Source organism: Vibrio neptunius, from assembly GCF_000967495.1.
Classification (GTDB): domain Bacteria; phylum Pseudomonadota; class Gammaproteobacteria; order Enterobacterales; family Vibrionaceae; genus Vibrio; species Vibrio neptunius.
On record NZ_JXXU01000067.1, the window covers coordinates 1 to 14246 of the forward strand.

Here is a 14246-nt window from a genome sequence, read left to right on the forward strand (position 1 = left end):
GTTAAAGAGCTTTGCTTTTCAAGAAACTTTCTCTCAAAGCGGAGGTGCATTCTAGCGAGATAATTTGAAGAGTCAAACACTTTTTCAAACTTATTTTCTCAGAAGCTTTTCACCTCTCTAACACTGCTGAAGCCTTGTGGCGTCTGCCGTGTCAGTGGATGCGCATTATAGATAGACGAGGAAAGAAGGCAAGCACAAAAACCGTTTTTTTGATAAAAAAATGCTTGAATGACTATTAATCATTCAAGCGCTTATTTAATACCAATTTATCATCACCTTATTGGCAATATACCCACAAAAGACTGTGGATAACTAGTCATCAGTATCGAAGAAATAAGAGATCCTTGAGCGAGGATTTAAATACTCACGAACTTTATCTGGCAGTTTATTTGGCAGAATAGCATTGACTATCTTTATTTCCTTCTCTGCCAAATCGATGATGGGGGCTTGCGTTCTCGGAACCGAGGGGTCATAGATAAGGACGTTGGGGAAAAGAATGTTACGTGCATTCACCGATATCACTAACCCCACCATATCATTAGACAGTTGTACCACGGTTCCCGGAGGGTAGATGCCCATGAACTTAATTAGGATATTTAGGTTTTCGTTGTTGTATAGATGCTTACAGTTCTTATATAGATGAGAAAGTGCCACATAAGGTATCTTTTGCTCTGAAGGAACGTTGCTGTGGCACAGGTTGTCGTAAGCATTAGCTACTGAGATAATTTGCGTCAGCTCATCAATTTGCTCCCCTTTCAAACCTTCTGGATAACCCGAGCCATCATTCAACTCATGGTGCTGGGCAATGACCGTACTTGCACTTTCAGGAAAGCTCTCCATATTATTCGCGATATCCAAACCGTATTTAGTATGCAGTTTAAGATAGTTCTTTTCTGGTTCGCTTAAAGGGGTCTGCTTACGTACAATTGCAGAAGGGACTTTGACTTTTCCCATATCGTGGAAAAGAGCAGCAAAAGCGACTTCTTTAATTTTCTGCGCTTCAAGCTTCTTAGCTTGGGCTATCATCATGGCGATGACGGAAACATTGAGGCAATGGAAATAAATATCTTCAAATTCACTTTTACCGTTCATCAAGTGTAACGTGACATGATCATCACTAAGTAGCTTATCAACGATATCATCAACCAACTGCGCAGCTTCATCCACGGCCTGTTCTGGTCGGTTGCGAATTTTATTCATTACTGCACGCATTCTCGATAGCGAGCGCTCAAACTCTTTTTCGCAATTGATCACTCTGCGCCGATACGCACTGAGCTTTTCAATCCGATCTTGTTTCTCTTTCCATAACTTCTGTGCTTCAAGATCGATCTCCTCTGCTGAAGCATCATCCTTTTTCTCAGTCTCAGTCGAAGGGGGAAGAGGTTGAGTATCACTTTGATTCGGATTCATAAAGACATGCTTAATGCCTAAGTGACGAATCAAACGGATCTGTTCCTCGTCTTTAATCTTAAAGCTATTAAACAAAAACGGGTGCTCATTCCATTTGACAGGGAGTCGGATATGCAACCCTGGCTGGAGCCTGTCTACGGTGATCTTTATGCTAGCCACGATTTATATACAAATTAATCCTTGAAATAATTTAGGTGATATAAACACTGCGTTTACCAACGGCAAACTTGGAGGTGCCCTCTATTCGACTACTTCACTACATCGCAATGCAGCATCCAACGAATACCAAACTGATCTTCTACTTTTCCAAAGCGCCCTCCCCAAAAAGTGTCAGATAAGTTCATCATTATATGACCTCCGTGTGACAGCTTGTCGAACAATCTGGCCTGCTCATTGAGATCGTCCAATACCAACGACAATGCCATATGATTGCCAGAACGCTCTTTTGCCACTAGACCATCCGATAGCATCAGCTTCATCCCAAATGCTTCACATTCTGCATGCATAATCCAATCAGGATCGGCGCCCTCTATATGTTGTGGTGCATCCTTAAAATACTGCTTGGTGACAACAACACCGCCAAAAGCTTTGCAATAGAATTCAAGAGCTTCATCACAACGCCCAGCGAAAAATAAATAGGGGGTGAGTTGATACATCGATTTGGGTCCTTTCAGATAACATTCCTCTTTAAAGATAGACAATAATTGCTTAACTAGCAGAAAAAATTAAAGATTTTTGAGATTTATCAGCGCAACTGTAAGCGCTAGTAAGACATTGGGACACTAAAAATGCCTAAACATAAGAAGGGATGCTATGAGACGGCTAGGCTCATCACTTTAATACTGGAATGGAAATTTATTGAGTTTAGAAACAACAAAGCCCCGACTTTCGTCGAGGCTTTGCTGTTTAAATATGGTACCGGTGGGCGGACTTGAACCGCCACGCCCGAAGGCAACGGATTTTGAATCCGTCGTGTATACCAATTTCACCACACCGGCATCATTAGGCTGTTGCCCTTTGATGGTTGGCATTATACGTAAGCAAAGTATTCGTGCAAGTGCAAAAGACTGAATTAATTGCCGTTTGCTGATAAAATCGCCACAAATTATTAAGCTGTGCGCAAAGTCTCTTTTCAGACTCACAGTGAAGCTATATTCTGACGCCTTCTAAAATTTGGTAAGTTATTATTATGTCGACAACAGATACCCTGCCACCAGCAGGATTGATGCGCCGCCTCGGTGCATTGTTTTACGATGGTCTGATCGTGATTGCGATTGAAATGATGGCTGCTGGCGTCGTAATTGCAGTTTTGCATGCGCTGGTTGCTATGGGTGGATTTAATGCTGCTCCTTACGAAGACGTCAGCGACTTTCTCACCAATCACCCAATATGGGGACCAGTTTATACTTCGTATCTCGCCGTCGTTTGGATCTACTTCTTTGTTTTCTTCTGGACTCGCGCAGGACAAACTCTTGGTATGAGAGCTTGGAAAATACAAGTACGTAACGCCGATGGCAGTGCGATCTCAACTACCCAGGCTTTAATTCGAATTGCGACATCAGGCTTTGGACTAGCTAATTTTACTGTCCCGATTGATCCGAAAAAGCGTGGCTTCCATGACATTTGGGCTAAGACACAAGTCGTTGTCTTACCTAAAGCTCAATAAAGTAGAGGAAGGCATTGCCTTCCTCTTATTCTATCTATATCTGATTTAATCGACTTTTAGCTCTTTAAGCATTGACTCGGGTAGAGCTAACTCGTTATTGAGGTTCACTTTGATCCCTGCGTCAATAATCGCCTGGGCTATTTGCTTTGCTTCTTCAAGAGAGTGCATGGCTGCGGTGCCGCATTGATATTCGTTTAATTCCGGGATCTTGCTTTGGTTTTCCACTTTAAGCACATCTTGCATTGCTGATAACCAAGACTGAGCGACCTGCTCTTCTGTTGGCTTGCCAATCAAACTCATGTAAAAACCAGTACGGCAGCCCATTGGCGAAATATCGATAATTTCTACGCTATCGCCGTTTAAGTGACTGCGCATAAAACCTGCGTACAAATGCTCCAATGTGTGAATACCTTTCTCAGAAAGAATGTCTTTGTTTGGTGCAGTAAAACGTAGATCAAACACAGTAATGGTATCGCCTTTCGGCGTGGTCATCGTCTTAGCGACTCTCACCGCAGGGGCATTCATGCGAGTGTGATCCACAGTAAAGCTATCTAATAATGGCATTATCCTTCTCCTTCCTACCGAGCTAGAAAAACCAGCTCCGGTTGCTTTCCAGTTCTTGCTGGCACTGTTTGAGTTGCCAACCATAATCCTTTGCCTGCTGCTCAACTTTACGAGCAACTTTGATCAATGAAGGTTTGGATTGATAAGTTTTACGCTTATAACCACCACGTCCTTCATGATAGGCCAAATATTGATTGTAAGGATCCCATTTGGAGATCCCTAGTTGCTTCTGGGTTTCACTTGTGTACCAACCAATAAACATCAATGAATCATCAAAGTTGGTTCTCGAACCACCATGGCCTGTCGCTTTTTGAAAATCTTCCCATGCGGGGTCTTGTGCCTGCGCGTATCCGTAAGCGCTACTGACTCTCCCCCAAGGAATGATTCCCAACAGGTAATCTTTAGGCGGACGAGCGTCATGGCGAAAGCTACTTTCTTGCTTTACAAACGCCATCGCGACCTGAATAGGCGTCCCCCACTTTTCCTGCATATCCGCCGCATCATCATACCAATCTTTATGCTCACGGAAGATATCACAAAGATTGCTTTGATTCTTAGGTGGCGCCGTCGAACAACCACCTAAAGCCATCATACTGATTAGCAGTAAAGTCCTTTTCACAGCTTTTTCCTATGACTTTAAATAAGCAAAATAGTCATCTAGGAATTCATCAAAACTGAGCGTATCAGCTTGCTCGGTGTTTACTTGTGCATCACGGGAACGTTCAACTTCTTGCTCCATTACTTGCGCACTATACACTTGGAACGCATGATTCAAATGTTTTTCGCGGTACTGTAGGCCGAATTCACAGCCAACTTTACCCAGTCCACCCAAGCGCTTAGTGTCTGCCAAAAGCTGGCCAGAAATTGTCAGCTCCGGGTTATTTATCCAAGTCATCAACTTATGGCAAACCGATTGATAGGCTTCTCCACCAACAGCTGCATCCATCTTCTCTGCAATTAGAGTAATCTCATCGAATACACGTTGTGCCCAATCTTGTAGAGTCAAGATTTCACCTTTACAACCAATCTGCAGTTCTAGGCCTGGCTTACGCCCAGATTCAATCACTTTATTCCAGTTTTCACGCCAACATGCTTGCTCACAGAAATCCATCGGCTCTGATTCAGTAATCGCCGCCCAGGTAAGGAATAGGTCTAAGAAGCGAATCTGGTCTTCATCAATACCAATCGGGCTATATGGGTTAACATCTAATGCTCGTACTTCGATATATTCAACCCCACCACGCGATAGAGCTTCGGATGGTTTCTCACCACCTTTTGCTACGCGTTTAGGTCGAATTGGTGCGTACAGTTCGTTTTCAATTTGTAATACATTGCTGTTTAACTGGCGATATTGACCGCCTACCTTAACTCCAATTTCAGCAAACTCAGCAGACGGCGTACGTATCGCTGCATTAAGGCCATCCAAGTATTCTTCCAGACTGTTGAAACCAATTTTCAAGATGCTCTGAGCACTATTGGTGTAACCCAGATCACTCATACGCAAAGAAGTCGCATGGGGAAGATATAGGGTTTCACCGATATTTTCGAAAGGTAGCTTACTATCTCTTCCTTTTATAAAAGAAGAACATAGCGCTGGAGAAGCACCAAAGAAATAAGGAATCAGCCAGCCAAAGCGGTAGTAATTACGAATTAGGCCAAAGTATGCTTCAGACTTAATCGTCTGACGCTCTTGTTCAGATTGCTGTCCGTACAGTGCATCCCAGAACGACTCTGGAAAAGAGAAATTGAAGTGCACACCAGAGATGATTTGCATCAGACTACCATAGCGACGCTTCAAACCTTCTCGATAGAGGGTTTTCATTTTGCCTGAATTAGAGCTTCCATATTGCGCAAGATTGATATCATCTTCTTGGCTAACATAACATGGCATGGAAAGCGGCCACATTTTCTCTTCACCCAATTTAGTTTGAGTAAAGTGATGAATGTCCTCTAACTGCGCAGTCAGAGTTTTGATGTCACTGGATACAGGCGTGATGAACTCCAGCAATGATTCCGAAAAATCTGTCGTAATCCAATCATTCGCATAAGCAGAGCCCAGCTCTTTCGGATGAGGAGTCGTAGCCAGCCTGCCATCCTTTTTATAACGTAGCGTTTCTCTCTCTACACCACGACTAAAGGATTGAAAAATATCAGGGTTTTGTGCAACTCGCTCCAGTCGCGCAGCAAAATCAGTCAAAATGAAGGTTCGCTTATAGTTTTGGTCCAATTACTTCTGGACCGTTTAAATTATCAGAGGGCAGGAGCTTCGCCAAACCCTCTCTCATGCTCTAATTTATGTGTACTCTAGCGGACGATTTCAAGCTCTTCTACTGGGATTTGCAAACTTTCTAGCTGAGGCTTTAGCGATTTTGCATCTCCAACCACAATGATTTGATATGCATCAGGGGTAAACCACTTGGCTGCCATCTGATTCAAGGTATCTTTACTCACTGTATCGACAATCTCATTGCGCTGCTTGAGGTAGTCTTCGTCCAAACTGTAAGCCAGAATACTACTTAACAGCTGTGCTTTCTGTGAAGGCGTTTCATACTTCAGAGCATCTTGTTGACCGACTGCTAAGCGTAAAAATTTCATTTCCTCATCTGTCATTCCTTTTTCACTATACTGACTCAGCTCTTGTTCTATCTCTTTGATAGAAGCAACCGTTGAGTCGGCACGAACTTGAGCAGAGAAAACAATGGCACCAACTTCTCGATTCGCCGCGAAGTAACCACTTGCCCCGTAGGTGTAGCCTTTATCCTCGCGCAGATTCTGATTTATTCGGCTGTTGAAATTACCTGCCAAATTAAAATTTGCCAATTGTGTTAAATATACTTCGCCTGTTGCATCAAAAGGCAGCCCCTGACGTACAAAACGAACAATACTTTGTGGTGAGCTTGGTTTATCAATCAAGTAAATTTTCTGTGGGCCCTTTTTATTTACAAGTTGTGGGCGTAATAGAGGTGCTTCTTGCCCTTGCCAATCTTCTAAAAAGGCCAATTCATTCTTAACCTGACGCTTGGTAATATCGCCTACTACGACAATCTGAGCACCATGTGGGGTGTAATGTTGGCGATAAAATGCTTTGACGTCATCCAAAGTCAATTCAGATACAGACTCTTTCGTTCCATCACTAGAGCGTTGGTAGATAGAGCCAGAAAACAGTACTTGTCTTGTCGCTTGAGACGCCAGCCAACTTGGCTTCTGATGTTGGTAAACAATCCCTTCTAGCATCTGTTGCTTATTACGTTCAAAGTCGGATTCATTAAACGCAGGTTTAAATAAGACTTCCTCGACAATAGCCAAGGTTTGAGGAAAATTTTTCTCAAGGCTAGAAACGGAAATACTGGTCGTATAATTCGCCGCACTGATAGATACAGTACTGCCCAGTTTATCCAACTTCGCCTGCAGCTGTTCGACGGTTGAATCTAACGTACCTTCTTCCATCATCGCAGCCGTTAGATTCGCTAGACCTTCTTTGCCTTGTTGAACATAACGTTCACCAGCTGGGAAACGAATTTCTAATTGAACCGTAGGCGTCTCACTACTTTGAGAACCCAATAACTCGGCGCCATTATCGAAGTACAGTTTGTACAACTTAGGCATTTGTGCCTTCACAGCTTCAGCTACTTCAGGCATCACTGAACGATCAAACTCATCGACAGGGCGGCGATAAGCGAGATCTTGATCCTTGATCTTCTTATGCTCTGGTAGCGTTCTTTCTGGTGTAACAAAAGTCGCGGGTTCAACAACGTAATCGAGTTTACCTTTAGGTACCACACTCAACGTCACTTTGTGATGGCCGTTCAGGAAATCCTCATAAGCTTTCATGACAGATTCTGGCGAAACCGCACGTATTTGCTCTAGCTGAGTTTGCAGTCGATCAGGCTGTCCAAAGAAAGTCTGGTTGGCAGCGAGCTGAGACACCTTACCTTTTACGCTTTGTAGTGCGAATACTGAACTCGCTTCCGCCATACCAATGTTCTGATCTAGACGAGCCTGCTCTACCCCTTGTTCTTCAAACTTCTGCAACGTCTGCATCAGCGCTTCGTAAAGTGGTTTCAGTTTACCTTTCTCTCCTGACGGAGCCATCGCATATACGTAGAAGTTACATGACAGCTCTGAACAATCTTGAAATGCGCCCGCATCAACGGCTTTTTGTGTTTTCACCAATTCTTGGTAAAGCAGGCTATTGGCCCCCTTGCCTAAAACGTTAGCAAGCGCATTCAATGAAGCTTCTGCCTTTTCTCCGAGATACGTCGTCGGCCAACCCACCAAAACCATAGGTTGTTGAATACGATCTTCAAGCGTGATGTATTTATCTTCTGTCAGCACAGCAGGCTGCTTTGGTGCCTGCTTGACTTCAGGCCCCTTGGGAATGGAACCGAAATACTTATTGACCCATAGCAGTGTCTGCTCGACATTTATATCACCACCTATTGTCAACACGGCATTATTCGGCCCATACCAGCGTAGGAAAAATGCTTTAAGGTCGTTGACATCAACACGATCGAGATCTTCCACATAACCAATGGTTTGCCAAGAGTACGGGTGACCTTCTGGATAAAGCGCTTCGCCCATCCTTTCCCACATCAGGCCATATGGTCTGTTGTCATAATTTTGTGCACGTTCGTTTTTCACCGTATCTCGCTGGATCTCAAACTTACGTTGTGAAACGGCATCAAGCAGGAAGCCCATTCGATCCGACTCCAGCCACAGCATTTTTTCTAACTGATTCGAAGGCACCGTTTCGAAATAATTGGTTCGATCACGATTAGTGGTCCCGTTAAGGGTACCTCCTGCTTCGGTAATGATTTTAAAGTGCTCCTGATCCCCAACATGCTCACTGCCTTGAAACATCATGTGCTCAAAAAAGTGGGCAAAGCCTGATTTACCAATTTCTTCCCGCGCAGAGCCGACATGGTAAGTGACATCAACATGGGCCAAAGGATCAGAATCGTCAGGAGAAAGAATAACCGTTAAGCCATTATCAAGTTGATATTTGGAGTAAGGGATCATCGCCTTACCTGGCTCTGCTGGCACTTCCTCAATCAAAGAGACGCCTTGAGGAAGTGAAGATAGCTGAGAATCAGAAAAGAGTGTGTTGCTTGAACAACCATAAAGAGCAACGAGAGAAAATGCACCTAGCCAGATTTTTCTCATGACATCTCCTAGAAAAAACCGTAATAAAGGGCTGCCAACAGGCTATACCGCAATGCTTTACCAACCACGATTAACCATAAACAAGGCCAAAAACGCATTCGCAACCAGCCTGCAGCCAAACAAAGCGGATCACCTATAACAGGCAACCAGCTAAATAAAAGGGACCAATAGCCGTATCGACTCAGCCATTGTAGTGCTTTATGACCATACTTTTCGTTTTGAGTTCGATTGGGCAACCATAAACCCAGCCAGTAATTAGTCAGGCCACCTAAGGTGTTCCCTAAGGTCGCCAATGCAATAACAGAAAGTGTGGAGTATTGATTGAGGTTCAAAACGGCAATCAACCCAGCTTCTGAACCTCCTGGAAGCAGGGTAGCACTCAGAAAGCCAGACAGGAATAGAACCCAAAGTGCAGAATCAGAAAACCATAGAGCGATACTTTCAAACGCGACGTTAAACGTCTCTAGCACTGCATATCAAGCAAGATCTTGCCTCGCGTATGTCCAGTTTCAATTTGTTTATGCGCGTCCATCACCTGATCCATAGGGTAGATATGCTGGATCTCAGTTTTCAGCAGCCCGACGCTGACCATGTAAATCAAGGCGTCTAACTGTTCAGGGTTCGGATCAACCAGCATGCCTGTCGCTTCAAATCCAAGCAATTTGGCCTTTTCGCAAATCAGCTCTGCTGTGATAGTCGGCACAGTCACCACTTTAGCCCCATCTTTCAGGCACTTGAGCGCGTCCAAAGCCGCATCTCCGCCAACAAGATCGATCAGCACGTCGGCTTCTTCAACGCGCTCTGAAACAGGGGAAAACTGATAGTTCACCGCATGGGCACCTAAAGTTGCCATGTAATCAAGGTTGGCTTCACTGCAAGTGGTAAAGACTTCAGCCTTCGCGGCCACAGCAACCTGAATTGCAATATGACCAACGCCACCGGCACCAGCGAGAATCAGCACCCTTTGACCTTCCTTAACACTAGCTTTGTCCAAAGCCTGAACCGCGGTTTGCCCTGCCAGAGGTAACACCGTTGCGGCTTCTAAAGTGATAGACTCTGGTACTAAGCTAAGTTCGGCCTCAGGCACACACACGTACTGACTGTAGCCGCCGCCTTGAAGCGGGAAGCCAATAAAGCCGGCCACTTTGTCACCCGCAACAAATCGCTTTGCTTGCTCGCCACACGTCACCACTTCACCAGAAATATCATATCCCGGTACCCAAGGTAGGTTATCTTTATTCTGTGAAGCGGCCCAACCAAGCCCTGCACGTGTTTTCACATCGATAGGATTAACGCCAGCAAAAGCGACTTTAATCAACACCTCACCTTGTTGAGGCTCAGGCACAGCGCTAGTTTGAATGGCTAAGACTTCAGGATCACCAAATTGAGTTATCGCGATTTGTTTATTTTCCATGTCATCATTTCCCTATCGATACGAAAAAGGGATGCGAAAGCATCCCTTTGAATATATACCATTTATTGGCTACAAGTTAACTGCCTATTCTCAAATTGACTAATAACTTACGTTAATTCACCAATGCTAAGAGAATACCTGCAGCCACCGCAGAACCCAAAACCCCCGCAACATTAGGCCCCATTGCGTGCATCAGGAGGAAGTTTTGTGGGTTAGCATCCAAACCAACCTTATTCACCACACGCGCCGCCATAGGTACGGCAGATACTCCAGCCGCACCGATCAATGGATTGATATCTTCTTTGGAGAACTTATTCAACAACTTAGCCATTAAGACACCGCCTGCAGTACCAATACTGAAAGCAACAGCACCTAAAGCAAGAATACCCAAGGTCTCTACATTGAGGAATTCTTCCGATTGAAGCTTGGATCCCACTCCTAAACCAAGGAAGATGGTGACAATATTGATTAATTCGTTCTGCGCCGTTTTCGACAATCTATCCACCACACCCGCTTCGCGCATCAGGTTACCGAGACAAAACATACCAACTAGTGGGGTCGCTGAAGGTAGAAACAAGATCGTCATCAACAACACAGCAAGTGGAAAGAGAATTTTTTCAGCTTTGCCTACATGACGCAACTGAGCCATCTTAACCTTGCGTTCTTCAGGTGTTGTCAGCGCTTTCATGATCGGTGGCTGAATGATAGGCACAAGAGCCATATAGCTATATGCTGCTACGGCAATCGCACCGAGAAGGTCCGGTGACAACTTGCTTGCTAAGAAAATAGCGGTTGGGCCATCAGCGCCACCAATGATGGCAATCGAAGCCGCATCAGGCATGCTGAATTCCATGCCCGGCACGTAATTGAGTAGAATCGCGCCAAACAGCGTCGCAAAGATACCGAATTGCGCAGCGGCTCCTAACCACAAGGTTTTCGGATTGGCAATCAAAGCACCAAAGTCAGTCATTGCTCCTACGCCCATGAAAATCAGTAACGGGAAGATCCCCGACTCAATCCCCACATAGTACACGTAGTAAAGCAATCCGCCCTCATCGGTAAAGCCTGCATTAGGTATATTGGCCAAGATGGCACCAAAGCCAATGGGCAATAAAAGTAAGGGCTCAAAACCTTTACGAATAGCCAAAAACAACAGAATACAACCAACCAGAATCATACATATCTGGCCAAACTCAAAGTTAGCAATCCCTGTTTCTGACCATAAGGTCATTAATCCGTCCATGATGCTCCCTTACGCCAGACTCAATAGCGGTGCGCCGACCGTTACTGAATCACCTTCCTTAACGTGAAGCTCTTGAACAATACCGCCACGGGCTGCACGAACTTCCGTTTCCATCTTCATCGCTTCGAGGATCAGAAGTACTTCACCCTCTTCAACTTGAGAGCCACTTTGAACATTCACTTTGAAAATATTCCCTGCTAATGGCGCAGGAACCATCTCTGAATTGCCTGATTGAGCAGCAGAAGCTGGCGACGCCTGTTGAGGCGTTGAGCTAGACGGAGCAACAGATGTCAATTGACCTTGTGGGCCAACTTCTACATCGTAAATTTGCCCGTCAACTTTCACACTGTAAATCTCGATACTACCCTTTTCTGGCTGAGGAGCAGGCGCTGCCACAGGCTCTTCTTTACCTGGAGCAGGTTCGAAAGCATCAGGATTATGACGATTTTTAAGAAACTTCAGACCAACCTGAGGGAAAAGTGCGTAGGTCAAGACATCATCAATCGTATCTGCCGCCAATGAAATACCGTCTTGTTTCGCTTTGGCCAGTAAATCTTCCGTGAGGGTATCTAATTCAGCTTCGAGTAGATCAGCAGGTCGACAAGTAATAACCTCTGCACCATCCAGTACTTTTGCTTGTAGCTCTGCATTGACTTCAGCCGGAGCGACGCCGTACTCCCCTTTTAAGACGCCCGCTGTCTCTTTGGTGATGCTCTTGTAACGCTCACCCGTTAGTACGTTAATTACGGCTTGTGTGCCGACAATCTGCGAAGTTGGTGTCACAAGAGGAATGAAGCCCAAATCTTCGCGCACGCGCGGGATCTCGTCCAATACTTCATCAATACGATCCGCCGCACCTTGCTCTTTAAGCTGGCTTTCCATATTCGTCAGCATGCCACCTGGCACCTGAGCGATAAGAATGCGTGAATCGACTCCTTTCAGCTGACCTTCAAACTTCGCATATTTTTTACGAACTTCGCGGAAGTAAGTCGCTATTGGTTCGATCTCATCCAACTTAAGGTTGGTATCACGCTCTGTACCTTGGAGCATAGCAACCACAGTTTCCGTCGGAGTATGACCGTATGTACCACTCATTGAGGAGATCGCAGTATCAAGAATATCGACCCCAGCTTCAACTGCTTTGACTGCTGTCGCAGTAGAAAGGCCAGTCGTTGCGTGACAGTGAAGTGCTAAAGGAATATCGGTCGATGATTTGATACGAGAGATCAGCTCTTCCGCTTCATACGGCTTAAGCAAACCTGACATATCTTTAATGCACAAAGAGTGGCAACCAAGATCTTCAAGACGCTTCGCCAGATCAACCCAAGTGTCGGTATTGTGAATCGGGCTAGTAGTATAAGAGAGCGTACCTTGTGCGTGAGCGCCTACATCGACTGCAGCCTTGACCGCTTTCTGGAAGTTGCGTACATCGTTCATTGCATCAAAAATGCGGAATACATCCATGCCATTGGCGTGTGCACGTTCGACAAATTTTTCAACCACATCATCTGCGTAGTGGCGATAACCTAGCAGGTTTTGGCCACGAAGCAGCATTTGCATAGGTGTATTGGGCATCGCTTTTTTAAGCGCACGTAGGCGTTCCCAAGGGTCTTCTCCTAAGAAACGGATACACGCATCAAAGGTAGCACCACCCCAGGTTTCTAAAGACCAGTACCCCACTTTATCGAGCTCCGCTGCGATAGGTAACATATCTTCAAGACGCATACGAGTAGCAAACAGTGACTGATGGGCGTCACGAAGCACCACGTCGGTTAAAGCTAGTGGTTTAGACATGCTCATTAACTCCTTTTAATCCATTTAAATGCTACTTAGCAGTAGAAGTGCGATGTTGATGCACCGCAGCAGAAATCGCTGCAACTACCTTGGGGCTAATAGCAGAAGAGGTTGGTTGAATCTTATTATTTTGTTTCGGTGTAGCGATCGGCTCTGGCACTTCTTCTGGCACCAGTTTAGACATTAGCCGAACGAGATAGACGAGAATAGTTAGGAATATAAATACTACGGCCATACCTGTAAGCATCAGGGTCGCAGCATCTACTAGCAGGCTTCCAATATTTTCCATTTTAAGCATCCTTTCTTTGTCATCCTGACAAGATATTGGCCATTTAATAATTGGGACTTCGTGTCCTAAATGACATTTTTAACGTCAGTTCTGTGCTGACGTTTCCTTTCAGGAAAAGTAGTCAAATATCCTGATAAGAGGTCTAGGATTATCTCGATTGGTTAAAATTTGTCAATTTTGTTTAAAGCACTCTTGATGATATTGCACATTTCTAGGGATGATTGCGTCATAAAAATCACATAAATCTGCAACCTGAGACGATATAAGAATAAATAACTGCCTATTTTCAGACGTTATTGAATAAATTGAATGATTATTGTCACAGGAAGGAATGTTTTCTAGAAAACCTATAGAAAACATAAATTTATAAAATAAAGGTTAACAAAATGATAATAAATTGTTAAAAGAAAAGCCCTGCTATTTCTAGCAGGGCTTTTATATGGTGGCGCGCTCGGAAGGATTCGAACCTTCGACCGCCTGGTTCGTAGCCAGGTACTCTATCCAGCTGAGCTACGAGCGCGCAATGTTTTATATTGAAGAATCAATATCAGGTCAGTGACCTTAATTAGTGGCGCGTCCTGGAGGATTCGAACCTCCGACCGCCTGGTTCGTAGCCAGGTACTCTATCCAGCTGAGCTAAGGACGCACGGGGTGTTCAACAAGCTTTAAACTTACTAAACGAGATAGTGGCGCGCTCGGAAGG

At 44.8% G+C, this 14246-nt stretch carries 12 protein-coding genes and 3 tRNA genes; 1 reads left to right on the forward strand and 14 read right to left on the reverse strand.

All coding sequences use genetic code 11. The features are described 5' to 3' along the window. Window positions 1–312 precede the first annotated feature (312 nt). The 3 genes from TW84_RS20400 to TW84_RS20410 all read right to left on the reverse strand — a co-directional run bounded on the left by TW84_RS20400 (window position 313) and on the right by TW84_RS20410 (window position 2408). The gene (locus TW84_RS20400; protein WP_045977464.1) at window positions 313–1569 is read right to left on the reverse strand and encodes a cyclic di-GMP phosphodiesterase; all 1257 of its coding nucleotides are present in this window, start codon (window positions 1567–1569) and stop codon (window positions 313–315) included. 89 nt (window positions 1570–1658) lie between these two features. Next, window positions 1659–2066 (reverse strand): VOC family protein, encoded by a 408-nt coding sequence (locus TW84_RS20405; RefSeq protein ID WP_045977465.1) that lies wholly within the window; start codon window positions 2064–2066, stop codon window positions 1659–1661. A 257-nt stretch (window positions 2067–2323) separates the two neighbouring features. After that, window positions 2324–2408 (reverse strand) — tRNA-Leu (locus TW84_RS20410). A 191-nt stretch (window positions 2409–2599) separates the two neighbouring features. On the opposite strand from TW84_RS20410, the gene TW84_RS20415 reads away from it, so the two are divergent. Further along, complete coding sequence (locus tag TW84_RS20415; RefSeq protein ID WP_045977466.1) at window positions 2600–3076, forward strand: RDD family protein; 477 nt, start codon at window positions 2600–2602, stop codon at window positions 3074–3076. A 45-nt stretch (window positions 3077–3121) separates the two neighbouring features. Here the strand turns inward: TW84_RS20415 and luxS are convergent, their stop codons facing one another. The 11 genes from luxS to TW84_RS20470 form a co-directional block, all read right to left on the reverse strand. Beyond that, window positions 3122–3640 (reverse strand): S-ribosylhomocysteine lyase, encoded by a 519-nt coding sequence (gene luxS, locus TW84_RS20420; RefSeq protein ID WP_045977467.1) that lies wholly within the window; start codon window positions 3638–3640, stop codon window positions 3122–3124. A 22-nt stretch (window positions 3641–3662) separates the two neighbouring features. Further along, on the reverse strand, window positions 3663–4259 hold the full coding sequence (locus TW84_RS20425; protein ID WP_269982897.1) for a transglycosylase SLT domain-containing protein: 597 nt from the start codon (window positions 4257–4259) through the stop codon (window positions 3663–3665). Window positions 4260–4268: 9 nt separating this feature from the next. Then, complete coding sequence (gene gshA / locus TW84_RS20430; RefSeq protein ID WP_045977474.1) at window positions 4269–5837, reverse strand: glutamate--cysteine ligase; 1569 nt, start codon at window positions 5835–5837, stop codon at window positions 4269–4271. A gap of 107 nt (window positions 5838–5944) precedes the next feature. Beyond that, a complete protein-coding gene (locus TW84_RS20435) occupies window positions 5945–8803 on the reverse strand; it encodes a M16 family metallopeptidase (RefSeq protein ID WP_045977469.1) in 2859 nt (952 codons plus the stop codon). Window positions 8804–8811: 8 nt separating this feature from the next. Further along, on the reverse strand, window positions 8812–9273 hold the full coding sequence (locus TW84_RS20440; protein WP_045977470.1) for a YqaA family protein: 462 nt from the start codon (window positions 9271–9273) through the stop codon (window positions 8812–8814). Further along, on the reverse strand, window positions 9267–10217 hold the full coding sequence (locus TW84_RS20445; protein ID WP_045977471.1) for an NADP-dependent oxidoreductase: 951 nt from the start codon (window positions 10215–10217) through the stop codon (window positions 9267–9269). Before TW84_RS20445 ends, TW84_RS20440 begins: the two co-directional genes overlap by 7 nt. 112 nt (window positions 10218–10329) lie before the next feature. Further along, entirely contained in the window at window positions 10330–11460 is a 1131-nt protein-coding gene (locus TW84_RS20450) for a sodium ion-translocating decarboxylase subunit beta (protein WP_045977472.1), read from the reverse strand. 9 nt (window positions 11461–11469) lie between these two features. Further along, entirely contained in the window at window positions 11470–13254 is a 1785-nt protein-coding gene (oadA, locus tag TW84_RS20455) for a sodium-extruding oxaloacetate decarboxylase subunit alpha (protein ID WP_045977473.1), read from the reverse strand. 31 nt (window positions 13255–13285) lie between these two features. Beyond that, the gene (locus TW84_RS20460) at window positions 13286–13543 is read right to left on the reverse strand and encodes an oxaloacetate decarboxylase subunit gamma (protein ID WP_019278131.1); all 258 of its coding nucleotides are present in this window, start codon (window positions 13541–13543) and stop codon (window positions 13286–13288) included. A 443-nt stretch (window positions 13544–13986) separates the two neighbouring features. After that, window positions 13987–14063, reverse strand: a tRNA-Arg gene (locus TW84_RS20465). Between the two features lie 49 nt (window positions 14064–14112). Next, window positions 14113–14189: transfer RNA gene (locus tag TW84_RS20470), tRNA-Arg, on the reverse strand. Window positions 14190–14246 lie beyond the last annotated feature (57 nt).

Coding starts and splice junctions, on each gene's coding strand:
- TW84_RS20405 (WP_045977465.1), bottom strand. CDS start 2,066: ATGTATCAACTCACCCCCTATTTATTTTTCGCTGGGCGTTGTGATGAA.
- TW84_RS20415 (WP_045977466.1), top strand. CDS start 2,600: ATGTCGACAACAGATACCCTGCCACCAGCAGGATTGATGCGCCGCCTC.
- luxS (WP_045977467.1), bottom strand. CDS start 3,640: ATGCCATTATTAGATAGCTTTACTGTGGATCACACTCGCATGAATGCC.
- TW84_RS20435 (WP_045977469.1), bottom strand. CDS start 8,803: ATGAGAAAAATCTGGCTAGGTGCATTTTCTCTCGTTGCTCTTTATGGT.
- TW84_RS20445 (WP_045977471.1), bottom strand. CDS start 10,217: ATGGAAAATAAACAAATCGCGATAACTCAATTTGGTGATCCTGAAGTC.
- TW84_RS20450 (WP_045977472.1), bottom strand. CDS start 11,460: ATGGACGGATTAATGACCTTATGGTCAGAAACAGGGATTGCTAACTTT.
- oadA (WP_045977473.1), bottom strand. CDS start 13,254: ATGTCTAAACCACTAGCTTTAACCGACGTGGTGCTTCGTGACGCCCAT.
- TW84_RS20460 (WP_019278131.1), bottom strand. CDS start 13,543: ATGGAAAATATTGGAAGCCTGCTAGTAGATGCTGCGACCCTGATGCTT.